We start from the raw sequence: 26466 nt of genomic DNA on the forward strand, positions 1-26466 counted from the left end.
GCACCTAGGAAAAACTAGGAGCGCACCTAAGAAAAACTAGGAGCGCACCCAGGAAAAACTAGGAGCGCACCTAAGAAAAACTGGGAGCGCACCCAGGAAAAATTAGGAGCGCACCTAAGAAAAACTGGGAGCGCACCCAGGAAAAATTAGGAGCGCACCCGGTTAAATTAGCCTACTCCTAATTTCACTTAGGTGCGTTTCTAAGTAAACTGCGCGCCGTTGCAGTGCAGGGTTTGAGACTCCGTTTCGTGCAGGGTTGTGAACGCTTCCATGTAGCGTTCTGTGTAGGGTTTTCCCCCACCTTTCGTGTAGGGTTTTGAACGCTTCAATGTATAGTTTGTGTATAGTTTGTGTATAGTTTGCGCTTCAAACTATACATTTCGCAACGCGCAGAAAATCAGCGCAATGCAGAGGAGAATGTAGGGTTTGTGTATAGTTTGTATAGTTTTTTGTTTTCCCCTTTTATTTATGTATAGTGTAGTGACTGGCTTCCCCTTTTATCTACGTAGCGTGTAGCGGCAGGGGGCCTAAAAACACAAAAATGCTGTCCGGTGGAAGTTTGGTTGATGACAACAAACCCTACCGGACAGCAATGGGGGAAAATTGGGATGGCAGCAATAGCCTCTTATTTCTTTTTGAATTTACCGCGTTCAATCCACTCGAGCCATTCTGCTTCGGTGGCTTCGTGGTACATGAGGAACATGGTAATACCGTGAACAACTTGTTGTGACATGGCTCTCATCTGCCCCTCTACATCAGGGAAAGTCCATCCTCTGGACTGCATATAAGCAATGAGCGGCAAGAAATTGTTGAACCGAACTCTTTCACCATTTTCATCCAACAAAGCATTGCCTTTCCAGTCGAAACCGGACCAGCCATTGCCTTGACACGTAGTTTCTTTAATTACCACAGCATAAGAGTTTGAATCATGCACCAAGAATGCATAGATTCGACGCGGTTCCTCCGCATTGACGTTCAGCGAGCAAATAGCGAGGAGAAAAAGAAGGAAAAACTTTTTCATAAGGCGATAGAAATAAAGTGGTTATGGAGATAAACTTTACGTACGTTCAAAGTCCGCGAGCGGTGAGGATTTCTGCCATTTGCTCCTGCACCTGACGGGCGGCAGCGGCGGCAGCCTCAGCGAAATCGGTGCCGGAGGAGGCGTAGATGATGCCGCGAGAGGAATTGACCAAAAGTCCGCACTCGTCGGTCATGCCGTAGCGGCACACTTCTTCCAGCGAACCGCCTTGGGCACCGACACCGGGAACGAGCAGGAAGTGGTGGGGAGCAAGACGGCGCACGTCTTCAAACAAACGACCGCGGGTGGCACCGACGACATACATCATCCGGTCGTCACCGCCCCAGGCGGAGGAGACGCGGAGCACTTTCTCAAAGAGGCGCTCGCCCTCGGCGTCTTCCGTCATCTGAAAATCCAAAGAGCCTTTGTTGCTCGTGGCGGCGAGGAGGACGACCCACTTGCCGGCATAGTTCAAGAAAGGGGTGACGCTGTCCTCACCCATGTAGGGAGCCACGGTGAGGGCGTCCACATCAAGTTCTTCAAAGAACGTGCGGGCATACATGGCGGAGGTGTTGCCAATGTCGCCGCGCTTGGCGTCGGCAATGATGAAATGGTGGGGATGATTGGCACGAATGTGTTCCACAGTGCGGATGAAGGACTGCCAACCTTTCAAACCGCAGCTTTCATAGAAGGCAAGGTTGGGCTTGAAGCTCACGCAATAGGGCGCGGTGGCGTCAATGATGGCGCGGTTAAACTCAAAGATGGGATCTTCGGCATCTGCCAGATGGGCGGGAAGTTTGCGCTCATCGGGGTCAAGCCCGACACAAAGGAAACTGCGTTTGAGACGAATCTGTTCAAAAAGTTCTTGCTTGTTCATGAGAGTGGTTTTTGGAGTCAAAGAGACTAAGAGTTGGGGCGTCAACGGTCAATAGTCAACGGTCAATAGTCAACAGTCAATGGTCAACGGTCAATGGTCAAAGAGTCAAAGAGACAAAGAGTCGAAAAGACAAAGAGACGAAGAGACTAAGAGACAAAGAGTCAAAAAGACAAAGAGTCTAAGAGACAAAGAGTCAAAGGGTCGCTGCGCGAAGGTTCAACGCCGCTTGAGCTATGCCAAAGCCAAAGTTAAGACCTACGCCAACTTACTTCACAATGACCTTCTTGTTGCCCACGACATAGAAGCCGGCGGGCAGTCCACTGAGATCAGAGTTTCCGGCGGGCAGGATGCGGACGGTGCGTCCGAAGGCGTCCACCACGCGCACCGCTCCTTTCTTCTCGTCAGCGACGGTGGTGCCAACGGAAGAGGTTGAGCCGTCGTAGCCATAAATCGCAATGGGTTGTTGACCGGAAGCGTAGCAGGCAAAGCGAGGCGCACCTGAGTTGTAGCGCATGGCGCGGTTGCCGTGGGCAGGCGAGAGAATGTAAGCGTAGGTCATTGAAGAATCGTAGTCAAACGAGATGGTCCACCACGCATCTTCCGAGGAGTTGTCGTTGAGGGAGTGCAGTTTGTTGTCCGAAGAAGTGAGCCCGAGCCAGAAGCCATCGGCAGCACAGAAGATGCTCCACTTGCCCTGCTGTCCGCAGTCTCTCAGTTCGAGTTCGTAGGGCAGAGATTCGGAGGTGCTGACCTCGGTGGTGAGTGAAGTCTTGTCGTCGTTGTCAAACTCCACGGCGACAGAGGTGCGGACGTTGTTGTTCGCGCTGCTGAGAGCGACATTTTTTACGGGACAGACAATCAAGAACTTCAGTCCCGGCACGAGGTCGGCTTCGTCGTCAATGAGGCGGTAGGTGCGCTCCCCGGTGGGCAGTCCGCCCGGCACGTTGTAGGTGGCGGTGACCTGTTCGCTTTGTCGTGTGCCGAGGAAGGCGTATGCCGTCAGTGTACAGCTGCGGTTGATGGTGACTTCGACGGGGGAACTTCCCGACTGCCAGTCCTCGCTGTTGATGCGCCAGAAGATGGTGGCGCCGGAGGTTTCGGAAGAGATGCGGACTTTGGAACCGGCTTCGACGGTGGAGCCGGAAGCCACGCTGAAGACGGGAGCGTCCAAATCGGGAAGCGGTTCGGAGCCTCCGCCCCCGGTGTTTTCATAGTTATCAGGGTCGAAAGCGGCGGAGGTGAGACTTCCCCAAATGTACTGTTCAAGCCCCGGGAAGTCGATGAAGGGGTTACGGTTCTTTTGGATGCCATAGACCGCATTGTTTCGTGCAATCTCCTTTTCGCTCACGGGGTCTTGGGCAGCCCAGCGCAGGAGCATCTGAAGAGCCCAAGAGGCGTAGGCAGTGTAGGAGTCTCCGGAAAGCATGGGGGAACTCCAGGAAGCAATTTTGTCTTCGTAGCAGGTCGCCATGTAGAAATAGGAGCGGGCGAAGTCACCTTTATATTCATCCGCGGGTTCGAAGACCGTGCCGGAGTAGCCGCTGACGGTGCACTTGCCCAGTTTGCTGAAGCCGCCCGAGGACTGATAGGTCTCGCCCGCGGTTTCTCCGAAAGGATAGTTGGAGCGACGGTTGTTGACGTAACCATCTGTGGGATAGACGTGGAAGAGGTCAGTGTACATGGGCTTCGCATCGTTGAACCAACTCTTCGGGAAGGAGTGCTCGCGGTTGTAGGCATCGCCTTCCTTGCGGTAGTTCTTTCCCTGTGCCGAGCCTCCCGGGACGTAGGAAGTGATGTTGGAATACATGTCCCAAATTTTTCCGTCGGCACGTACGTCAGTGGTTTTGTAGTCATCCCAGAGGTTGTCATAACTTCGGGCGACGTGACTTTTGATGGCTCCGTGGAGCGCGGTTTTGAGTGCTTTTCCGCTTTTTCCTTTAGCCGCGCTGTAGTAGCCTGCCGGAATTTGAGCGAGGAGAACGACTGAGCAGAGGTTCAGAATTGCCAGAAGGCAAAGTCTGGAAATGTTTTTCGTGTACATTATAAATTATATAAGTTTTGATTAAAGGAGGTGCTTTTTTGTAGGTTTTTCTGTCAAAAATAGAGATTGGTATAGGAAAGACCTCCGTTTTGCCAAGCAAAAGTAGCAATAAAAGTTCATCTACCCACGAATGAGCGGAAAGTTTGCGGTGAATCTCTGAAAATCTGTGTAACTTTGCCCCTAACAATACGTCATCTCATGCAAAAGACTCTTCTTTTCTTCCTTTTCGCATTGGCAAGTCTGCTCGGCGTGCGTGCAGAGAGTTGGACGGCGGAGAACGTGCCCATCCCCTATTTGAAGGATGCGACGAAATATGTCGCCGACCCGGAAAACATTCTGCAGGCAAGTTCACGCGCCCGAACGGACAGCATCCTCTTCCACCTGGAAAAAGACAAGGGCGTGCAAACCGTGGTGGTCGTCGTGAAAAGACTGAAAGGCGATGACCCCTACGAGTTCGGAATGGAACTGGCGCGGAAATATAAAATCGGAGCGGCGAAACAAAACACGGGACTCATCATCGTGCTTGCGACGGAGGATCGCTCCTACCAAATCTTGACCGGAACGGGACTGGAAGGCACGCTTCCCGACGCCATCTGCCGAAGGGTGCAGAACCGAGTGATGGTGCCGCACCTGAAGAAGCAGGAATGGGACGCCGCGATTGAAGAAACCGTGAAAGCGCTCGACGGCATCATTCGTCAGGACGAGACGGTCAGAAAAGCCATGGGCGACGACGAGGATGAAGACGTGGTGCTCGGAGTCATCGCCCTGATTGCCTTCGGCATCTTCATGCTGGTCATTCTGCTTGCTGCCGCCAAAAGCAACCGCTGCCCGAGTTGCAAGCAAGCCATGCTGAAGGTGGTCAAGAAAGAACGACTCAGAACCTCCAACCACAGAAACGTCATCCGAGTCGTGAAACGCTGCCCGCGCTGCGGACACGAAAAAGTGGAACTCACGGAAGACAACTCAGACTCCGGACTCGGCGAAGCCGCAGCATGGGGAGCCATGACGGGCATGATGAGCGGACGCTCCCGCGGAGGATTCGGCGGAGGCTCGTTCGGAGGCTCGTTCGGAGGAGGCATGTTTGGTGGCGGAGGAAGCGGAGGGCGCTTCTGAACGACTGCCCCACCCCAACACAAGTTTATTCACCATTTCAAATTCTATTCTTTCATATGTCTAAACCCATTTCCAAAGGAACCATCGCGCTGATTTTCTTCGGTGCGGTCATCGTGGTGCTCGTGCTCGGCACGCTCTCTTCCTACAACGGTCTCATCTCCAAAGAAGAAACTGTCAACACGGCGTGGAGCAACCTCCAAAGTCAGTATCAAAGACGCGCTGACCTCATCCCGAACCTTGTGAACACCGTGAAGGGCTACACCTCTCACGAAAACGAAACGCTGACGAAAGTCGTGGAAGCTCGCGCAAAAGCCACCTCTCTCATGGTGAACGCAGAAGACCTGACACCCGAAAGAGCAAAACAAATCCAAGAGGCGCAGAGCGAACTCTCCAACCTCGTCGGAAGACTGCTCATGGTGCAAGAAAACTATCCCGAACTGAAAGCCAGCGAACAATTCTCCGAACTGCAGGCTCAACTGGAGGGAACGGAAAACCGCATCGCCGAGAGCCGCCGCACCTACAACGAAAGCGCCAAGGAATTCAACGTGAGCGTACGCAAGTTCCCCACGAACATCGTGGCTGGAATCTTCGGTTTTGAACGCAAAACGCAGTTTGAAGCACAAGCCGGCGCGGAGCAGGCTCCCACCGTCAATTTCTAAAAATACACCTTTTTTATATATAAGTATAATCCCCAAAATCCCGTGGACAGCAAACAACGTTACATGATGCGTGGCGTTTCCGCCATGAAAGAAGATGTGCACAACGCCATCAAGCACATTGACAAAGGACTTTTCCCGCAGGCTTTCTGCAAAATCATTCCCGACATCCTCGGCGGAGACCCGGACTACTGCAACATCATGCACGCCGACGGCGCAGGCACGAAGTCTTCTCTCGCCTACATGTACTGGAAAGAGACGGGCGACCTCTCTGTCTGGAAAGGCATTGCGCAAGACGCGCTCGTCATGAACACCGATGACCTCCTCTGCGTCGGAGCCGTTGACAACATCCTCGTCAGTTCAACCATCGGACGAAACAAAATGCTCATCCCCGGCGAAGTGATTTCCGCCATCATCAACGGAACCGACGAACTGCTGGCACAACTCCGCGACATGGGAATCGGAATCTATGCCACCGGCGGAGAAACCGCTGACGTTGGAGACCTCGTCAGAACCATCATCGTGGACTCCACCGTGACCTGCCGAATGAAAAGAAAGGACGTCATCGACAACGCACGCATCCAACCGGGAGACGTCATCGTCGGACTCTCTTCCTGCGGACAAGCCACCTACGAAACAGAATACAACGGCGGCATGGGCTCCAACGGACTCACTTCCGCAAGACACGACGTCTTTGCAAAATATCTCGCAGAGAAATACCCCGAAAGTTACGACAAAGCGGTGCCCGAGGAACTGGTCTATAGCGGAAACTATCGGCTGACCGACGACGTCGAAGGCTCACCGCTGAACGCAGGAAAACTGGTGCTCTCACCGACAAGAACCTACGCCCCCGTCATCAAAGCTCTCCTCGACGAGATGAGACCGGAGATTCACGGCATGGTGCACTGCACCGGAGGCGCACAAACGAAAGTACTTCACTTCGTCGGCGACAACTGCAAAGTCATCAAGGACAACATGTTCCCCGTGCCACCACTCTTCAAAGCGATTGCCGAACAAAGCGGAACGGACTGGGCTGAAATGTATAAAGTCTTCAACATGGGACACCGAATGGAAATCTACGTTCGACCCGAACTGGCAGAGAAGGTCATCGCGCTGAGCCAAAGTTTCCACATCGACGCACAAATCGTGGGACGCATCGAGGAAGGCAAAAAATCACTGACCATCCAAAGCGAATTTGGTACGTTCCACTATTGATTTCAACTCCGAGAGAACTTTCTAAAAGATATTTCCAAACATTCTCTGTTCCCCAAACAAAATGAACCTCTTCTCTTTTGTTTCCGAATCTCTTTCACACAGAGCCGCCCGAGCAGCTCTGTGTTTTCTGTGTCTTTCCGGAGTTGCCTCCCTCTCTGCACTCGCACAGAAAAGCGTTCCACCCGTGGTGCATCCGAACATCGGAGAAAAAGTCGTTTCCGACGACGGAAAACTGACCATCCAACTCGTCGGCAAACGTCAAAACTATGGCGGCTCCGCCGACACACGCGACGAAGCCATCAACTCGCCGAAATCCGTGCACATTCATCCGAACGGAAAGAAATACTACGTGAACTCCCTGGAAGGCGGCACGACCGTGGTCTTCGAAAGCGAAACCAACCGCAAACTGAAGGTCGTCAAACACAACTTCTCTGCCGCTCACGACAAACTCTGGAGCACACCCTCCCCACTCTATCCGTTCACACACTATCCCAAAAACAACCACTTCATGGGAAAGCCGGTGGAAAGCACCTTCTCCCACAACGGACGCTACCTTTGGGTGCCCTACTACCGACGCAGTTACGACATCAACGCACAAGACCCGTCGGCACTCGCCGTCATTGACACGGAGACCGACGAAATCGTGAAACTCATGGAGACAGGACCACTGCCCAAAATGATTGCGACTTCGCGAGACGGAAAAACCATCGCCGTGGCTCACTGGGGAAACAACACGGTCGGACTCATCGACATCTCCTCTCCGAATCCGAACGAATGGAAACACGAAGCCTGCATCGTCATTGACCATGTGCTCCCGCTGAACTACAGCCTCACCACGCCCGTGGACAGAGACAACGGAAGCGGCTATGCCCTCCGCGGAACGGTCTTCACGCCGGACAACAAATATCTGCTCGTCGGCTGCATGGGCGGCGGCGGTGGCATCGCCGTCATCAATTTGGCAGAGAAAAAATACATGGGACGCCTGACGGGCATGATGCCCAACGTGCGCCACCTCATCATCAGCGGCGACTATCTTTACCTCAGCATCAACGCGAAGGGATATGTGCAACGCATTCCCTGGCGCACCTTCGTCGAAGAGGCACAGGCGCTGAACGCTTCAAAACGAAGCGCAGTCGTGGCAGCCGACAAATGGACAAACTGCAAAGTCGGCACCGGCGCACGCACCATCCAAGCCACACCCGACGGACAGTATATCTTCGCGGCTTGTAACACCTCAAGCAAACTCTGCGTGGTGGACACAAAGAGCATGAAGATGATTGGCTACATCAACGTGGACTCCTATCCCGTCGGGCTGGACGTCTCTGCCGATGGTCACTTCGTCTATACGACCTCCCAAGGTCGCTCGAACCACGGCGGCAATGCGGTGGACATCTTCACCGTGGACTACAAAGAGTTGCCCGTGCCCAAAGACTCCACAGCCACCGACACCGCTGCCACGACTCCGCCCGCTTGCGCCGACGGAAAAAATGCTGCCGAAGCGAGCGATTCGTTTCCCTGGATTCCCTGCTGCGCCGGCGGAGGAGCGGTTCTCCTCTGCGGCGGAATCTGGTGGGGACTCTCCAAACGCCACTAACCACACAAAGTCTCTCCACAGATTCTGAAGACTCTGCACAAACTCACACCTATACATATTATATATGTCCACCTCCGAAAGCCTGCTTTCCAAACTTGACGGGTTGAAGTCCCGCTTTGAAGAAGTCTCCACGCTCATCACCGACCCCGCCGTGCTGGCTGACCAGCCGCGCTACGTCCGTCTGACCAAAGAATACAAAGAGCTCAGCGACCTCATGGACGCTCGTCGCGACTATGCGCTTCTCCTCTCAGGCATTGAGGAGAGCCGAAGCATCCTGCTACACGACGATGACCCCGACATGAAAGAAATGGCGCGCGAGGAGTTGGCTGCCTGCGAAAAGAAACTCCCGGAACTGGAAGAGAAAATTCGTCTCATGCTCATCCCCAACGACCCCGAGGACGCTCGCAATGCGATTTTGGAAATACGCGGCGGAACGGGGGGCGACGAAGCGGCTCTCTTTGCCGGCGACCTTTTCCGAATGTACTCCAAGTTCTGCGAGCAGAAAGGCTGGAAGTTGGAGGTTTCGAGTGCGAGCGAAGGTGCTGCCGGAGGTTTCAAGGAAATTGTTTGCTCCGTGACCGGGGAAGGAGTCTATGGCGTGCTGAAATACGAGAGCGGTGTGCATCGAGTGCAGCGCGTGCCTGCCACCGAGACGCAAGGTCGTGTCCACACCTCCGCCGCGACCGTCGCAGTTTTGCCGGAAGCAGAAGCCTTTGACGTGGTCATCCACGAAGGCGAAATCAAATGGGACACCTTCCGCTCCAGCGGCGCCGGCGGACAGAACGTGAACAAAGTGGAATCCGGAGTGCGTCTCCGCTATCCTTGGAAGAACCCCGTGACGGGAGAAACTGAGGAGATTTTGATTGAGTGCACCGAAACCCGAGACCAACCCAAAAACAAGGAACGCGCTCTGGCGAGACTCCGCACGTTCATCTACGACCGCGAACACCGGAAATACACCGACGACATCGCCTCACGACGCAAAACACTGGTTTCAACCGGTGACCGCTCCGCCAAAATTCGCACCTACAACTACCCGCAGGGACGAATCACGGACCACAGAATCAACTACACCATCTACAATCTTCAAGCCTTCATGGACGGCGACATCCAAGACTGCATCTCCCACCTCATCGTGGCAGAAAACGCGGAACGCTTGAAGGAAGCGGAACTCTGACCCCTGCCCGCCGCAGCAGGATGCCTTTGCCCCATGCGTCAAACACTTTTTCTCGCCCTCACCTTGCTCTGTCTGCTCTCCGCTTGTCAACAAACGAAAAGCGATTCGGAACAGACCTCCCGCTCGGGAGCCTTCTCTTCCCACTCGGCGGACACCTCCGCCGTCAGTCGGATTGTGGCTTCGGGCGAACTCATCGTGACGACACTCAGCGGTCCGGACACCTACTATGACTATCAAGGACAGGAGTTCGGCGTGCAATTTGCCCTAGCACAGCGTTTCGCCGCATCGCTCGGCGTGGGCATCAGAGTGGAGGTGGCATCTGACACGCTCACGCTGGTGAACCACGTGCTCAACGGCGACGCCGATTTGATTGCGCTGCAACTTCCCGAGTCTTTTGCCAAAAGCCACGGACTCCGGGCAGCAGGCGCCAAAGATTCCACTCGCCACACTGCCTGGATGGTTCCGGCAGACGAAAAGGGACTTGCTGAAGTACTGGATGAATGGTACGGCAGCCGACTGCTGCAAGAAGTGATAAAAAACGAAAAAGAACGCGTGGCACGTCGCCACACCGTGCGCCGCACCCCGCGCCCTGCCTTCGTCTCTCAGCAAAAAGGCATCATTTCGACCTACGACCCTCTCTTCAAGGAAGCGGCTGCACAGACGGGATGGGACTGGAAACTCATTGCTGCTCAGTGCTATCAAGAATCTGCCTTTGACCCCTCGGCAATTTCTTGGGCTGGAGCAAAGGGTTTGATGCAACTGATGCCTGCCACGGCACAAAGCGTTGGACTTTCGGAAGCCAAGATTTTCAACCCGAACGACAACGTGGCAGCGGCAGCGCGCCTCATCCTCCGCCTTCAGCGGCAGTGGAGCGACATCCGCGACCCGGTGGCACGCATTCCGTTTGTGCTCGCCTCCTACAACGGCGGCACGGGACACATCCGCGACGCGCAGAAACTGGCTCGCAAGCACGGGGCGAATCCGCAGAACTGGGCGAGCGTCGCACCGTTCGTGCTCCATCTGGAGCAGCCTCGCTTCTACCGCGACCCTGTGGTGACGCACGGCTACATGATTGGCAGCGAAACCTATCACTACGTGGAGGCTGTGCTGCAGCGGTGGGCTGCCTACGGCGGACGACCCGTGGTCTCCACTCCCCTCCCCTCACCCGGCAGTGCCGCGCCGGCACCGGCGACTCACAAGCGCAACCGTTTCAGCACACAACAAAAAATTCTCTCTCCCGAGGAAATGCAAAACGCCGGGAAAGAGAACAAATGAGAGAATCACACCAAACAAGCGGGACTGTGTTTCACGAAAAAGTGACTCACAGTCCCGCTTTTTTGGGGGAAAACGAATGTTACTCTTAGATGAGATATTGCGAAGAAATGCTTTCGTTGTCCATCACTCTGCGGATGGTTTCGGCGAGCATTCCGCTGACTGAAATTTCTTTCACCTTGGGACAGGTTCCGCGATAAGGTATGCTGTCGGTGAAGACCATTTCTTCGAGTGCGGAGTTTTGAACTCTTTCGTCAGCCGGTCCTGACATGATGCAGTGACTTGCGACGGCTCTGACGCTGCGCGCTCCGTGCTGCATGATGAGGTCAGCGGCTTTCGTGATGGTACCGGCGGTGTCCACGATGTCGTCAACGAGGACGACATCCATTCCCTTGACGTCGCCAATGATTTGCATGTCAGCCACCTCGTTTGCTTTTTTGCGGCTCTTGTTGCAGAGCACCATGGGGCAGTCAAGATATTTGGCGTAGGAAGCGGCACGTTTGGAACCACCAACGTCAGGTGTGGCGATGCAAAGTTTGTCGAGGTTGAGACTTTGGATATAGGGGAGCACGACGGTTGAAGCGTAGAGGTGATCAACGGGCACGTTGAAGAATCCTTGTTCTTGGTCTGCGTGGAGGTCCATGGTCATGAGACGGTCAATTCCGGCAACGCTGAGGAGGTCAGCAACAAGTTTCGCGCCGATGCTGACGCGAGGTTTGCTTTTTCTGTCCTGGCGCGCCCAGCCAAAATAGGGGACGACGGCACAGATGCTGCGTGCGGAGGCTCTTTTGGCAGCATCAATCATGAGGAGCAGTTCCATCAGGTTGTCAGAATTGGGGAAGGTGCTCTGCACGAGAAAGACGTCGCGTCCTCGAATGCTTTCTTCATAGCACACTTCAAACTCTCCGTCGGCGAAGCGAGTCACGGTGAGATTGCCAAGCGGGCATTGGAGTTCCTCACAGATTTTTTCTGCCAAATAGCGTGAGGCGGTGCCTGAGAAGACGGTAAAACTACGGTTGTCCATCGGTTTTGAGTAAAAAAAGTTATTTGAGTGAATGAATGATTTTCTGCGGTTTGACTTTCTGCATCAGCGAACGAGCCCTTCCGAAGCAGGTCGGTTTCTTCTCAAAAAGCAGAGACCTGTTCACTCTGCTGCCCGCAACAAACGGCGGAAGTGAGTGATCAGGTCTTTGAAGTCAGATGTGGTGTGAAGTTGAAAGCGGTTCCAGATGTCTCCGAGCACGACGCAGCCTCCGAAGCCGAGTTCTTTGACGTCTTTGATGCGGTCGAGGCTGATGCCTCCCAGTGCCATGACTCTCCGGTCAATGACTTTTTGTTCCGCGAGTCGTTTGAGTTCTGCCGTGGTGAAGGCTGAGGGGTACTGTTCTTTGGAAATGCTGCTGAAAATGGGCGAGAGGAAGACATAGTCGCACGCTTTTTTGTGTGCGACAATTTCTTCTGCCGAGTGACAGGAGACGGAGAGATGTCCTTTGTAGCGGGAGGGAGGTTCGGGGTTGCGATGATTGAGGTGTATTCCCCTAAGACCATATTCTTGTTTCAGATAGAAATGGTCGTGCACCACAATTTTCTTCCGATGTTGCTCGGAAATGAGCGACAGCAGGCGCTCTGAATAGACGGGTTCGGTGTTTGGTTTTCTGAGATGAAGCCTTTCCAGCCCTTCTTCAAAGAGAGCATTCAGAATCTGATGCTCTTCCACAAAAAAGGAAGGGGTGGTCATCAATATCAGTTTCATAGAAAAAACGTGCTCTGAAGTGTGCGATTGTTTTCGCCTGCGAAGATACATATTTTAACCCGTTCGCCAGCCACTGAAACCACAAAAAGATTGAAACCTGCAACGGTTCCAATCTTTTTGTAAAGGCGTGTTGTCAAAGACACCCCTTCAGGGTGTTCTGTCAGTTTTCATTTTCTTCTGTGCTGTCCGGAGGTCATTCTTCTGAACACGTCACGTCCGAAACTGCGGTCTGCTTGCAGAACTTTGAGATACTTTTTTGCGCCAATGATTTTGATGAGTCGTTTGGAATAGGTGCCTTCCACTTTCTGAAATTTCTCATCAATGGCGTTGAGTTGTCGAATGACTTTCTGACACTCGCTCTCCGTGATGCCGGGTCTTTTGGCTGCGACTCGGATGGCTTTTTCTTTTTTGTGCATGAGCGAGCGTTGCTCCGCTTTCATTTGGAAGAAGAGCGGGAAAAAGCGTTCTGCTTCCTCGTTGGTGAGACCTGCCTTTTTCGTGATGTGAGCAGACAGTTCTGTTTGGAATTTCTTCAAGTCAAAGGCTTTTCCGTGACGGCTTCCTCCTCCCCGCTCACATCTGGGGCGCGGACCTTGCGGCTGTGCAGAAAGGGGTTGTACGCTTCCCAAAGCGAGGAACAGAAGCAGGAAGAAAGTGCTGAGAGAGAAAAAATGGGTGCGTTTCATGATGGAGACGTTTTTGAAAAAAACAATCTGAAAACGATGATGTTTGAGTGGGAGGGAATGGTTTCAAAGGGCGTTTTTCACGGGCGGAACTCGTCCACGCCACCGGAAATCATGAGATAGTCGTAGGCTTTGTCCGCCTCGGCGACCGAGACGCCAAGTCCGTCTTGCACGGTGGCGGCACTGTTTCCTGAGACGATGACGCTGCTGACGTCTGTGCCGAGCGTGTCCTGCACAGAAGAAATGACGAAGGAAAGGGCAACGATGCAAGCCGCGGCAATGTAGGGCATTTTGCTGACATACCACGGAGCTCGGAATACTTCGCGGCGCGCTTCCTCAGAACGACGGATGCGTTCCATGACGCGACGGCTCAGTTCGGAGAAATATCCTTCCGGCACCACAAAAGGTGAGACCTTCAGAGCGGCATTGTCCAAAAATCCCTCGCCGAGCGGCGAAGCCTGTGCTTGCGGATTTTCGCTTGAGTTGAAAGGATGGGTCTGCATGATGCTGTGTGGTTTGAATTTGAAATGCGGTCGGTGAAACCGAACCATACATTATTATATATAGACCGGAACATGGTTCGTCAGGTGTCTCCGGCAACGGCTATTTCTTTGTCCGTCTGTATGTTTGACGCAGGAAAAGAGAAAAGGTTTAGAAAACGTGAAAAAAATCTTCTGCCTTCCTCTGATTTTCAGTCTTCTTCCTTGCAGATTTGTTCAATTTTTTTCACCGCGAGGTGATAGGATGCCTTGAGCGCACCCACGGAAGTTCCGAGCAGGGCGCTCATTTCTTCATACTTCATTTCTTCAAAATATTTCAGATTGAAGACAATGCGTTGTTTCTCGGGCAGGGTGTCAATGGCCTCCTGGAGTTTGAGCTGCGCGGCGTCGCCGTCGAAATAGGTGTCTCCTTCCAGGTTTTTGATTTCCGCCGAGAGTTCTTCCGCTTCTCCGTCAAGGCTTTGCATGGGGCGGCGTTTTCCAAGAAGGGTCAGGCATTCGTTGATGGCGATTCGGTGGAGCCACGTGCTGACTTTGCTCTCTGCACGAAACGTGTCCAAAGCCATCCAAGCCTTGAGGAAGGTGTTTTGCATGACGTCGTCGGCATCGTCGTGAAACTGCACGATACGCCGCACGAGATTGTAGAGTCGCGGTCCTTCCTGCTCCACCAAAATGCGAAACGCCTCCTCCCGTGTGGACGGATTGAGAAGGCGTTCTATCAAGCTCTTGTCCGAAATTTCTGACATGAGGAAGCGAGTGTGAAAAAAGGAACAATCGGAAGCTTAGTTCACCATTGTTTTGCGCGAAACGTCATCAACGCGAAGCAAATAGAGCCCGCGGCGCAACTTCAAATTGAAACTGCGGTCGGGAGAGTCAATGCGCAGGGAAGCAATCTTGCGACCGGTGATGTCAAAAACTTCCAGCGTTTTTCCGTCTGCATTTTGGACGCGAACCATGTTTCCCTTGGCGGTGATGACTGGAGCATTTCCGTCTTCAGGACCTAAGTTGCCGACCACGGAGATCAAATCCGGATTCTGCATCTGAGCGGCGTTCACAGCGAAGGGAACAACAAGAAAAACTATAAGGAGTAAGACTTTTTTCATGGGCAAATCTTGAGGCGGCATGACAACGTGCGGGGTTCCGCATACGTCACGACTTTAATGTTTTCGCTGCAAATATAGGCTTTTGAACGTTCCAGCACAAATTTTCTCCTCATTTTTTGCGTTCAAAGGGCTTTCCGCACTTCGGGCATACGGATAATTGCTTTTTGCTTTGAACATGTAGGATAATTGTATACTATAAATAGCCGTTGAACAACGGCTATTTATAATAAGGGACATTGTCATTCTAACTCTCCATCATAAAATTCTTCAGATTGAGTTATGTCTTTCTCATAATATTCACTACTACTCATCGCAAGATAAGTGGGCTCGATGGTGCAGCAGCTGATTTCGGGTTTTATATACCGTTTTGCCTTTTTGTTGTTTGTTGCTTTCATATTAGTATTTCGTGTTATTGTCATGAACACTTAAAGTAGTGTTGCTATGGATTGTTATGGCACAATGATTTTCTTGCCCTTCACTATATATATGCCGCTTGGCAAGCCCTCGAGACAGTTGTCGGCGCTTACTGATGTCCGCACCACATTACCGCCTACGGAATACACGTTTACAAGTGTTCCGTCATCCACAGGTTCCCCATCTTGCATCTCTATGATGCCTGTAATTGTTTCGTCATCTTCATAGAGCACGCCCAACACACGGGCATTGGCAGAGGCGGCGGTGCTGAGCTTAAACCATCCGCGCATGGGTCTTACAGACGCTCCTGCACCCACCCTTACGAACTGTCCGTTGGGGTATTTCTCCGACACTGCCGACGAATAGCCATAGATGTCGTATGGGTTTTCATACCATTTCTTGCCTTCCCATGTGCCGAACATGCCGTCGCCCACCTCGCGCATCGGTATGGTCTTGTCCACCTGTATGCTGCCAGATGCCTCTATGGTTTCCTTTGCCGGCAGGAAGAGATAGGGCACACCGGGCTCTGTGGTGCTGACTCGCCTGAACACGATACATTCGTTTACATAGTCATATTTCTGATATTGGTAGAAGGCGCCGAGGGCAGCCACGGCTGTCTCGTCGAGAGCCATGGGTAGGTATACCGTCGACTTCTTTCCGATGGTGAACGTGCGCTTGATGGAAGCCTCTTCGGTGATGAAGGGGTATGGTATCTCAACGGGTTGTGTATCGTCGAGTACGATTTTCGTTGCCTCCCACGACTCTGGGTCAGCCGTGTTAATCACGTTGGCATCGAGGGTTTGTCCGCTTGTTTGCGGGCAATAGATAAGCGTTCGGTCAGGCATGCCATAGAACGGGCTTGCGGGGTCGCTGCGATCAACGGTCGTCATCACGGCATGTCGGTTCGTCTGCCAGTCGATATAGCGCAGCGAGTCGCACCCCTCAAAGAGTCGGCTTCCTATCTTGACCACGCTGTCGGGCATGGCTATGCGCTTGAGATTCTTGCAGTCCGCAAAGCTTCCGTCATCCAGTTCAGTTACCCTGAAACAGCGTGACAGGGCAGTCAGGTCCTTTACTTCCTGGTTGTTCTTGAAATAGTTGCGGAAGCTCTTCACCTCGCCCAGGTTATGCTCCGTCTGGACACCGTGGGTGGCAAAAGCCTTCATCAAACCAAGGTCCTGATAGGCGGTATACACGCTCTTCATCCACTTCTGCACACCGGACATGGCAGCAAGTTTGGGATGGTCAACCGCTGCACAGAACAAGGTATCTACCGTATATCCCGATGTGAAGGGGCTGCCCTCGAAGGTGAGGTTGGGATGGAACGTTGTCAGATAAGTGAGGCGCGGGCAGTTGGTCACCGACTGGTCTGCCAGCACCCTTGTATCTTCGCCCAGCACGATATGCTTGAGTTTGTTGCAATGCGCGAGGGCGTATTTGGGCAGGGTGACCAGGGAGCGCGGAAGGATGATGGTCTCCAACGCGTCGCAGTTCTGGAACTGTGTGGTATAGAACTGTGTCATCCTGTTACCATTTTGATCCACGAGCACGGCATCGCTGAGGTCGAGATACCTGAGGTTGGCATTGGCAGGCATCACGTCGGGTACAATATTAGTGAGAGGCACATCACTGTCCACCATATCCCCATCCTTGTATCTCAACTGTCCCGCCATGGATGCCAGCATGTTGATGTCGAAGGGGTCAAGCTCTCCCGAGACGCGCAGTTTGCGATATATGCCGAAGTTGCCGTTGGCAATCACCATCTTGCTCTCGTCCAGTTTCACATTGAGCGAGTCAGCCAGTGTGCCATGCTTGGACACATGGATTTCCACCACGGGGTCGGCATTGGCGAAGTTCACGATATGGCGTGCCACCTTCTCGGGCCATGCCTTCAGATAAGCCTTCACGTTGCTGCTGAGTACCTTGATTACATAATCATCGGGCAGGTCGTCAAAGACATTCTCGCTCTCCAATCGCGGCGGGATGGCGCAGAACACGTTGATGACCCTGAGTTTCTCGCAACCGCTGAATGCGCTGTTGTCGATGTAGGTGATGGTGGTAGGCAGAGATATGGACTCCAGTTGGCGGCAGTCTGCAAAGCATCTGTCGATGAGTGCCGTATCGTTGATGGCCGTGTACAACTCATCGAAATGGCGAATGGAAGAACCCGTAAACCAGTTGTGGGTAGATTTCATCAGTCCCAGTTTGCTGAAGTTGTAATAGCCGCGCGATGACAGTATGCGGAACACCTCATTGTCGAGATAGGGCGAATAGATGTGCTTGAACACCTGCTTGCCCTCGTCTGTAGAATAGGCAGCATTAAGGTCGTAGGGCACATAAAGGTCTATCTCCCCCTTGCGGTCGCCCACGGCCTCCTCGAGGGACACCTTTTTGTCGCCGCACATGATGAGGTCCTTCACGCTGGAATATGCCAGTTCTTCCTCTCCCAGCACTGTTAAGCCGGGACAGACGAGGGTGCTGATTGAGGAGTTGGCCACCACACCCTGGTCGCATATTCTGACGCATGAAGGCAAGATGAGGGTCTGCAGGTCGCGACAATCCTTGAAGACCTCGCCATTGATGTAGCTGCCTCCAATATTGGCGTCACCGAAGGACTGATTGGCGACAGGCAGCGAGGCATCGCTCAGGTCGAGATAGGTCAGGCCATACTCCTTGGCCATCATGACCATCAGTTCGACATCCGCACTGTTGATGGGTCCGACCACTCTCAGGCTGTCAAGATAAGGGTTGTAGTATTTGAAGACATTCCTTCTCTTGTCATCGTTGTATTCTACTTTATACCCCAACTTGTCTTTCAGCGTGCCCGGCTGTCCCTGCATGTCTATCTCGCGATAGGCATCAAGGCTGCCGTCTTCGGGATACACATAGGTAACATACCAAGGAGACACTGCCTTCTTATAGGCTGCCAAACTCTGGGCAGGCACGAAAATCTTGTATTCAAAACCTTTTTCGTACATTTCATTCAGTTCAGGTAAGCTATGCAAAAGACCCTCAGGAGGAGTCTCTGACCTGAAATGGATGTGGTATGGGCATTCACGATTCTCGGGCTTCAATATAGAAAAATCGAAACCGAATGCCCCCGATCCGATCCACTTGACAGAAGCCGGCACAATCAGGTTATAGAGACTCCTGCAGTCATGGAAAGCCCACCTCCCGATACTCTCTACCGATTCAGGGATAGTGATGGTATTGAGATCATACCACTGTTTGAACGCACCACCAGGTATTTTCTTAAGCCCCAAGGGCCCCCAATATTTGAACTCGTCGAAATCGGTCACATTATGGAATCCATAGAATCCTGGGCTTTCTTTCGCTACAAACATTCCCGGCACGGAGTCATTCTCCATAGGAATCTGATAGAGCGGTTCCATCGGATAGGTTCCTTCCACCGAGCAGCGGTAGTATACACAAGCCTCCCTCATTGTCTCGTCTTTCAGCCGGATAAGGTTCGGTCTTATCTGCTTGATGTATTTCGCCCATTCCTTGTCGCCCAGGAATTCGGCATATTTGTCGGCGAAGACATTGAAACGCACCTTCGGCGAATTGCCGAACACATCCTTGCGGAGTTTGACTTGTGAAGGCGTGAGGGGTAACAACCGGAAGGGGCGGGTGGTGCGATAGAGGTAATACATGTCCACGCGATTGAGATTGGGGCAATCGGCGAAGCAGGAGTCTCTGAATTCATACGACGGTGTCGTATAGCATCGTGACGTACTGTAATAGGTATCGCTGAAGTTGATATGCTGCAGGTGCTCGTTGCCCTGGAAGGCATGGGCATTCACGTAGGTGGTATTGTAGTTGAAATACGATCCATAGTCGGTCACGGCGGTGAGCCGGTGATGCTGCGAGAGATAGTCGTTGTCGGGTTTCACGATGTGCATGTTGTAGACGGTATTGCCGTCCACATCGTCAATGCTCCAGAGCGAGCCCTGGTCGAAATTATAGCCGTAGTAGGCTCCCCAGGCGCTGCCAGCCACGGGTTCCTCATAATCCTTGTCCACTACGATGGTCAGCTTGGACCATATAGAGTCGTTCTTGAACTCATCATAGCGGTCGCGACTCACATATACCTTCAGGTTGGGGCATCCGTCAAAGACATGGGTGCCCATGAGGCAGAAATTGTCGGGTCCCAGCGCACGGGTGGAGTTGGTGCCGTCGGTACATTCCATAAACATGTTGAGGCGCTCCAGGTTGGTGCATCCTGCAAATGCGCTGTCGGGCACGGCCATCTGGAATGTGGTCTTGGCATCACCGAAGGCTCCCCAGCCCTTGATGTCCTGGAAGGTAATCTTCTTGAGATTCTGGTTGCCTCTCATACATTTTCTGTCCATGCCCACGGTGCGGTAATGGTTGGTGGCGCCCACATCGTTGTATATGCGCATCTCGCCATCGTATTTTTTGAGATAGTCATTGTCCACCTTGCCGATATAGAGGTGGTACACATTGTCAATCTTGCGGTTTTTGGCAGTACCGCTCCACCAGTTCATGGCGGTGTTGTGGTTGGACAGCATCTGGCCGATGAGGTCAGCACTCGGGTCGCTGTTTGTGGCCTCCAGTTCCACGGGGTCGTCGGAAGAGGCAAAGGCTTGGTAGGCGGAATAGAGGTTCAACATTTGGAAGGTGTTGCCGATGGCGAAGTCCTTGCCCGTCTGCGCGAGTCCTGTCGCTAATCTCTGCGCGAGCGATGCCTGTGCCAGTCCCATGGTGGCAGCCTGCAGTCCGCCCACTATTCCATAGAAGGCGGCATTGAAACCGAGGTTTATGGTATTGCCGAGATAGCCGCATCCCATCTCCGTCAGGAGTATCTCGGTGCCGTATTGCAAACCCGTGAAGGCCACCTGCTCGGCAAAATAAGCACTCACCGAGAGTCCGTAGGTGGCAGCGGCGGCGGCATATTCGTAGGCAAAGGTCTGCGCAAATGCCCCCAGACCATACTGCAACGAAGAGAGTGCTCCCACGGCAGGCATGGCTGAGGTGAAGAGGGCTGTCATCACCACCGACTTGATCATCTGCACGGGCAGGTTCCAGAGCGACCATGCCATGTAGGCCTTCTGTTGGGTGGAATAGCCATTGAGCAGATGTGCGGCATATTCGTAGGTCACGCCATCCACCACCATGGGGCTGGCATCCGTGGGCGTATAGTCGTAGATGACGATATGGTCACGGTATTGCGACCAGTTCGGGTCCGACACGAACTCGCCATATCGTTCTGCCGTCACTCGTATCTCGAAGTCATCGGGACAGCCATTGAACACGCTGTCGCCCACAATGATGTTCTTGGGTCCCAGGGCCTCGTAATGGTTAGTGCCGTCTGTCACATAGTACACCATGTCTATATACTTGAGGTTTGTGCATCCCTCAAAGGCACGGTTGGGCAATATCAGTCCTATCTGTGTGGCATCGTTGCTTGCAAATCCGCTGCTCAGGTCAGAGAACCCTACCGACTTGATATGGGTGTTATCGCGGAATGCCATGGCATCCACGGCTATGGTCTTATAGTCATAATAGGCACCGATATTGTTGTAGATGGTCATCTTGCCATCATTCCCGTCGAGGGCATCGTTGTCCACTCCGGCAATCTGCAGATACCACACCTCTTTACTGTTGTAGAGGGTGTCGGAGGTCAGTATGTCTTTCATGTTGAACGCTCCGTGACCGGACCGCAGGGTGATATAGTCCTTGCGGAATGCCTCGTTGTGCTTGTTGGAGTAATAGTACTTGTTCCATCCGCTCTCGGTGTTTTTGATCTCTTCGCTGAGCACGGGGAAGTAGTTGTAAACCACCCCGTCCACCGTATAGATGTCATAACTGTTGGTGTAGGGTACGATATGGTCGGCATACTGCGCCCAGTTAGCATCGCCCTTGAAGGCGGCCAGCTGGTCGGGACTCACACGGAAATAGATGCGCTGGTTGTCTTCTATTATTCCCTTTGCGGGCACCACCTGCTTCGGCGTGAGCGGTTCTATGGTATTGGTACCCATATATTTCTGGTAAACGAGGTCTACGGTGCGCAGGTTATCGCATCCTATGAATGCCCCCTTCTGTATCATTATCTGGAGGGGTTCGTAGGTCTTGCCCGTATTGCTGTAGCAGTCAGCAAAGCAAATCTGTCTGACGTAGGGATTGCGCTTGAATGCCAGCGAGTCTATCATCACCGTCCTGTACTTGTATGTCGCTCCGATATCGTTGTAGACGGTCACCACGCCCTTGTTTTCTCTCAGATAATGGTTGCTGGCGTTGTTCACATGGGTATAGTAGATGCTACTGCCCGATGGCGACGAGAGGAAACTGTTTACGTCCAGACTGACGAAATCGTTGGCATGGGCACTGAGCTTGCTTGCCAATATGTCGTTATGCCCTGCAGTGGTGCTGCAGAGGTCTGTATTGTCCAGTCTCTGTCCGCTGGGTGCCTCGAGAAATCCCTCGTAGGTGAGTCCATCGACATTGGGATATTCGCGTGCCACCTGCTCCCATGCCACAATGCGGTCGGCATAGTGCTTCCATTTATCGTGGTTCTTGAATGCCTCCACCTTGTCGGGCCATACGCGGATATAGGCATGGTCGGAGCCTGTGAGCATGGTCGTGTCCTCGGGCGTCACCTCGTCGGGCAACAGGGCTGTATAGCAGTTGGCGCTCTTGTTGCCATACACCAGGTCGATGGTCTTGAGGTTGGGACAATGGGCAAAGGCACGGCTGCCGATGGTAAACTGTGGCGATGTGTAGGTGCTGCCCGACATGGTGTCATAGAGTCTCACGGCATACAGGTCTGTGTTTCCCATGAAAGCCTCGGGCAATACCCTTGTGGTGCAGTAGGCGTAGGTCTCTCCCGGGTCGTTATAGAGGATGGCCAGTCCGTTGTAGGATGAGCTGAGGTCGGAGGCTGCTCCCACCACGTGCATCTGGTAAACGGTCTTGCCACCCGAGCCCGTCTGTGTCACGGGGTCACCGCTTCCGTTCTTCTGATGGTTGCGGTTGTATGCCACTCCGCTCACCTCAAATTCCGCCACACGCATTGAGGTGGTGGGCACGATGATGTCCTTATACGGACTCCATCGTGAATCATTCACAAAGGCATCGTAGAGCGACAAATCTACATATATCTTCAGCTTCGGACAGTTGGAAAAGGCATTGCTGCCCGACGGATACACATCGCCGGGGCCGAGCATCACGGTATGGTTTCTGCCTGAGTGCATGGTATAGCTCATGTAGATGGCTTCCAGCTGCGGACAGTTGTCAAAGGCATAGTCTTCTATTTCCATGCCTATCCACTTATAAGCCTGCTCGCCGCCTCCGGACGAATAGTCGGCAAAGCGGATGGACCTCACCGACGACGTGTTAGCAAAGGCCCCGTTCTTGATGCGGCGCGTATAATAAGCGTAGGTGGCGCCGATGTCATTATAGATGGTGATATCCGTGGGCGACGAGAGATTGTCGATGTTTACCACTTCCACCTCCCACATGGTTGTATTATTATCGCCAATATAGGTTCTGTCTGTGGGGTAATAGGCCAGGTTGCCCACCCAGTAGGAGTTGTAGGTGGTGCCGCCATAATTGCAGCCGATATATTTGCCGCAGTTAACTCCGCTGCCTTCGGTAATCCTAATCTCGCTTCCGTCCTGCACAAAGCAGTTACGGATATAGGTCTCCGTGTCTTCCAGATAGCCCACTATGCCACCCACATAATCACTCCATCCCTGGACTATTGACCCACTCTTGAGGATACAACCCTCGACGGAGGCACCGGAGTTCAACTCACCCACGATGCCGCCAATCTCGCTCTTGCCAAACACCTTGCCTTGGAAGGTGCAGTTGGTCACCTCAGAGCCCACATCCGCCTTGCCGACAATGCCGCCCCAATACCAACTGTTGGAGCGACCCTGCACTACGGCGCCTGTCACGTGGCAGTTCTGTATCTTGGAATGCCTCGTGCCCTCTGTGGCAAAACCGCAGATGGTGCCCACATAGTGGGCTGCCACATCGTAATACATATCGGGGTTGTGGACATAAAGGTTCTTGACGATACCACCCTTTAACTGCCCGAACAGACCGCCATAATAACTGCGGTCTTTCTGTCGGAGTCCATAGATGGTATGATTGCAACCATCGAATTCACCTGTAAATTCATAGTCGGTGCCTATCGGCAACCAGTTGGACTCATCCAAGGTGATGTCGTTCATCAGTCTGGCAGTAGCGTCAGCCTGACCATTCTCTACGGCAGTGCGGAAACTCCGCATATCATTCACCGAGTAGATGTCGAAATGGGGGGCTGCCGACGCAGTCAAAGTTCCTATGCAAAGCAATAGCAATAAGATGTTCAGACCACGAACGAGAGAGGGGAGCTTAGAGCTTAGAGAGGGGAGCGCAAAAACCAACCGCCCTGTCTGTAGGGAGCGAATGATACATGTATGTCGTGTCATATCGTGTATTTGAAAAATTTATGTCGAGGCAAAAGTACTCAAAATATTTCAAGAAACCGCCTTTTGCAGTTCAAAGGCAATGGTTTTCTGATTCTAAAGAGTCAACCGGCAAATGCAAGATTACGATAGTGCTTGCAGAACTCTTTCAGCGATGTGGAGAAAGTGAACCACAAAAAAGCAGCCTCACGGAGGATATTCCTGCGCAAGGCTGCCTATGAAAAAATGATTTAGACTTTAGAATACGGAGTTCCAAGAAACCATCACGAATTAAGCTACAGATTTTTCTCTGAGAGAGTTGAGAGCGTTGCAGAGCTTCCACAAAAATACCAACGGACCTATCAAGATGAAGATACCCAAAACGTTCCAACCCCAGAAAGAAGCAGCGCTGAAACCATTGGAAGGACCGAGAGCACCAATTCTGCTACACATCTTGTGCCACCAAACAAGTGGAAAGATACCCAGGGTGAGGGGAGCTAAAAAAAGCGCCACAACCCAATAGGGAACAGCGGACTTGTGGTCAAGAGCTCCAATGTCGTCACCCATTTACGTGAATTTCACCAAGGGATAAATTCCGAATGTCAAAGCTGGAAAGAAGAATAATTTCCAGAATGAATACGTGTGTCTCATTTCTAAGAAGTTTTAAGGTTAGTAAATGAAATTTGAAATAAGAATGCGCAAATATATGGATTTATTAATTATTTCCGCAATTTTTCTGATATATTTATTTTAATCCTCAAAAAAACTGCATCATCTTTGAAAATCTGACGCAACTTATTATTTTCATATTACTTAGCGGAGGAGAAGAGGAAAGTATTCTCTGATTTCCGGCTTCTACGCGCTGCTTCAGACAGTTGGAATGGGAAGAATGCAGACGCTGTCTTCATGCGACTCTCATTTCCCATTTTACAAACTCTTCTTCGCAGAAAAGGCACTCTGATGGTGCGTTTTGCGCAAAAAATCTTCCTTTCCTTTTTTTCTTATCTGCCGAACCCGTATTTTTGCACCATGAAAGTGCAACAGCATTGACCAACATGAAAAAAAACAATCCTTTCAGAGGCGCGGGAACAGCCCTCGTCACTCCTTTCCTTTCCGACGGTAGCATTGACTTCAAAGCTCTTTCTGCTTTGGTGAAATCTCAAATTGAGGGAAAAACTGATTTTCTCTGCGTTTTGGGCACCACGGCGGAGACGCCCTGCCTCTCGCAAGACGAACAGCAGGCGGTCATGAACTGCGTGCGGGAAGTCAACCAAGGACGTCTTCCCCTGCTCCTCGGACTCGGCGGAAACTGCACCGCAAACGTTTGCGAACGAATCCAACACACCGACCTCACCGGTTTTGACGGCATCCTCGTGGTCGCGCCCTACTATAACAAGCCCTCGCAAGAAGGTCTCTATCAGCACTATCGGACAGTGTGCGAAACAAGTCCCCTGCCCGTGGTGATTTACAACGTACCGGGACGCACGGGCGTAAACATTGAAGCAGCCACCACGCTTCGCATCGCCACGGACTGTCCAAACGCGGTGGCAGTCAAAGAGGCATCGGGCAATGTGGCTCAGATTGAGAAAATCATCCTCGGCGCACCTGAAGGTTTTGAGGTTCTCTGCGGCGACGATGGTTTGGCTTTCACACTTTGCACCCTGGGGGCAAAGGGCGTGATTTCAGTCGTTTCCAACGCCTACCCCGTGGCTTTCGCCGACCTGACACACGCTGCCATCGCCGGAGAAACGGAAAAAGCGAGAGAGATTCATCGACAACTCCACGATTGCTATCCGCTGCTGTTCTGTGACGGCAACCCCGCCGGAATGAAGTCCCTGCTCCACGTGCTGGGACGTGCGGAGAACGTCTTGCGTCTCCCCTTGGTGCCGGTTTCTGCCGCGACCTACGCAGGTCTTGAAAAGTATGTCGCCACTCACCCCGAGTTGCACTGAATCCGGCTGCGCCTGGGGAATGTGTAGGCGCGCTTTTTGGAACATTCGCGTGCATTCATAGATGCACAAAATGAACATATTGATTCGCGTGAGGCGGATGCGGTTGATGGACAAAATGCCATTCACCGCATCCGCCCCACTCTTTTTCATGTCCGACCGCCTTTCGCCCACGGATGACCGCGCGACGTGAAAGCCAAGAAAGGTGAAGGCTGAGCCAAGAACGGTGAAGGCTGAGCAGAGAACGGTGAAGGCTGAGCCAAAAACGGTGAAGGCTGACTCCCTGCTACAGAGTTTTGAACTCACGCGCAACACCTATATACGTATAAAAAAGGGAAAACAAAAAAACTCTGCAAACTATACACAAACCCTACATTCAACCCTGCATCGTGCTGATTCTCCGTCAGTTGCGAAATGTATAGTTTGTGCCCCAAACTATACACAAACTATACACAAACTATGCATTAAACCCTACATTGAGGCGTTTCAAACCCTACACAGAACCCAGCACGGAACATCATGTTGAAGTTTGAAAAGCCCTTCCCTTTAGGGAGGGGTTGTGGGTAGGCTTTTGAAAAGCCCTTCCCTTTAGGGAGGGGTTGGGGTAGGCTTCCAAAAATCCAACAATTTTGAGCGTTTTTTCGGCGATTTGACATTAACATTTTTAACCTTTCGGAACACTTTCCG

Annotated in this window: 18 protein-coding genes; 7 read left to right on the forward strand and 11 right to left on the reverse strand. The window is 52.4% G+C overall.

Annotated elements, in window-relative coordinates; translation table 11 throughout:
* Positions 1–625 precede the first annotated feature (625 nt).
* The 3 genes from I6E40_RS07020 to I6E40_RS07030 form a co-directional block, all read right to left on the reverse strand.
* Complete coding sequence (locus I6E40_RS07020; protein ID WP_235386330.1) at positions 626–1021, reverse strand: hypothetical protein; 396 nt, start codon at positions 1019–1021, stop codon at positions 626–628.
* Between the two features lie 46 nt (positions 1022–1067).
* The gene (gene pyrF, locus I6E40_RS07025) at positions 1068–1895 is read right to left on the reverse strand and encodes an orotidine-5'-phosphate decarboxylase (RefSeq protein WP_235386331.1); all 828 of its coding nucleotides are present in this window, start codon (positions 1893–1895) and stop codon (positions 1068–1070) included.
* Between the two features lie 265 nt (positions 1896–2160).
* Positions 2161–3936 (reverse strand): endonuclease, encoded by a 1776-nt coding sequence (locus I6E40_RS07030; protein ID WP_235386332.1) that lies wholly within the window; start codon positions 3934–3936, stop codon positions 2161–2163.
* Positions 3937–4134: 198 nt separating this feature from the next.
* Between I6E40_RS07030 and I6E40_RS07035 the strand changes: the two genes are divergently transcribed.
* The 6 genes from I6E40_RS07035 to I6E40_RS07060 all read left to right on the forward strand — a co-directional run bounded on the left by I6E40_RS07035 (position 4135) and on the right by I6E40_RS07060 (position 10966).
* On the forward strand, positions 4135–5049 hold the full coding sequence (locus I6E40_RS07035; RefSeq protein WP_235386333.1) for a TPM domain-containing protein: 915 nt from the start codon (positions 4135–4137) through the stop codon (positions 5047–5049).
* A gap of 56 nt (positions 5050–5105) precedes the next feature.
* Complete coding sequence (locus tag I6E40_RS07040; RefSeq protein ID WP_235386334.1) at positions 5106–5708, forward strand: LemA family protein; 603 nt, start codon at positions 5106–5108, stop codon at positions 5706–5708.
* A gap of 63 nt (positions 5709–5771) precedes the next feature.
* Positions 5772–6920, forward strand: a complete 1149-nt coding sequence (locus I6E40_RS07045) for an AIR synthase-related protein (RefSeq protein ID WP_235386347.1) — start codon at positions 5772–5774, stop codon at positions 6918–6920.
* Positions 6921–6981: 61 nt separating this feature from the next.
* Positions 6982–8514 carry a beta-propeller fold lactonase family protein gene (locus I6E40_RS07050; RefSeq protein ID WP_235386335.1) on the forward strand — a complete coding sequence of 511 codons (1533 nt, stop codon included), beginning with the start codon at positions 6982–6984 and terminating at the stop codon, positions 8512–8514.
* Positions 8515–8578: 64 nt separating this feature from the next.
* Positions 8579–9691 carry a peptide chain release factor 1 gene (prfA, locus tag I6E40_RS07055; RefSeq protein WP_235386336.1) on the forward strand — a complete coding sequence of 371 codons (1113 nt, stop codon included), beginning with the start codon at positions 8579–8581 and terminating at the stop codon, positions 9689–9691.
* Between the two features lie 33 nt (positions 9692–9724).
* Positions 9725–10966 carry a transglycosylase SLT domain-containing protein gene (locus I6E40_RS07060; RefSeq protein WP_235386337.1) on the forward strand — a complete coding sequence of 414 codons (1242 nt, stop codon included), beginning with the start codon at positions 9725–9727 and terminating at the stop codon, positions 10964–10966.
* A gap of 85 nt (positions 10967–11051) precedes the next feature.
* On the opposite strand, the gene I6E40_RS07065 is transcribed toward I6E40_RS07060, so the two are convergent.
* The 8 genes from I6E40_RS07065 to I6E40_RS07100 all read right to left on the reverse strand — a co-directional run bounded on the left by I6E40_RS07065 (position 11052) and on the right by I6E40_RS07100 (position 23671).
* Positions 11052–11987, reverse strand: a complete 936-nt coding sequence (locus I6E40_RS07065; protein WP_235386338.1) for a ribose-phosphate pyrophosphokinase — start codon at positions 11985–11987, stop codon at positions 11052–11054.
* Between the two features lie 120 nt (positions 11988–12107).
* Positions 12108–12716, reverse strand: coding sequence for a thiamine phosphate synthase (locus tag I6E40_RS07070; protein ID WP_235386339.1), 609 nt, complete (start codon positions 12714–12716; stop codon positions 12108–12110).
* Between the two features lie 167 nt (positions 12717–12883).
* Positions 12884–13402: a hypothetical protein gene (locus tag I6E40_RS07075; RefSeq protein WP_235386340.1), complete on the reverse strand. Its 519-nt coding sequence runs from the start codon at positions 13400–13402 to the stop codon at positions 12884–12886.
* 77 nt (positions 13403–13479) lie between these two features.
* Positions 13480–13902 (reverse strand): hypothetical protein, encoded by a 423-nt coding sequence (locus tag I6E40_RS07080; protein WP_235386341.1) that lies wholly within the window; start codon positions 13900–13902, stop codon positions 13480–13482.
* 188 nt (positions 13903–14090) lie between these two features.
* A complete protein-coding gene (locus tag I6E40_RS07085) occupies positions 14091–14645 on the reverse strand; it encodes an RNA polymerase sigma factor (RefSeq protein WP_235386342.1) in 555 nt (184 codons plus the stop codon).
* A 36-nt stretch (positions 14646–14681) separates the two neighbouring features.
* A complete protein-coding gene (locus I6E40_RS07090) occupies positions 14682–15002 on the reverse strand; it encodes a T9SS type A sorting domain-containing protein (RefSeq protein WP_235386343.1) in 321 nt (106 codons plus the stop codon).
* A 239-nt stretch (positions 15003–15241) separates the two neighbouring features.
* Entirely contained in the window at positions 15242–15397 is a 156-nt protein-coding gene (locus tag I6E40_RS07095) for a hypothetical protein (protein ID WP_235386344.1), read from the reverse strand.
* A gap of 54 nt (positions 15398–15451) precedes the next feature.
* The gene (locus I6E40_RS07100; protein ID WP_235386345.1) at positions 15452–23671 is read right to left on the reverse strand and encodes a leucine-rich repeat protein; all 8220 of its coding nucleotides are present in this window, start codon (positions 23669–23671) and stop codon (positions 15452–15454) included.
* Between the two features lie 1214 nt (positions 23672–24885).
* Here I6E40_RS07100 and dapA point away from each other — a divergent pair.
* Entirely contained in the window at positions 24886–25782 is an 897-nt protein-coding gene (dapA, locus tag I6E40_RS07105) for a 4-hydroxy-tetrahydrodipicolinate synthase (RefSeq protein WP_235386346.1), read from the forward strand.
* Positions 25783–26466: the final 684 nt, after the last annotated feature.

This window comes from Prevotellamassilia timonensis (assembly GCF_021531665.1).
Classification (GTDB): domain Bacteria; phylum Bacteroidota; class Bacteroidia; order Bacteroidales; family Bacteroidaceae; genus Alloprevotella.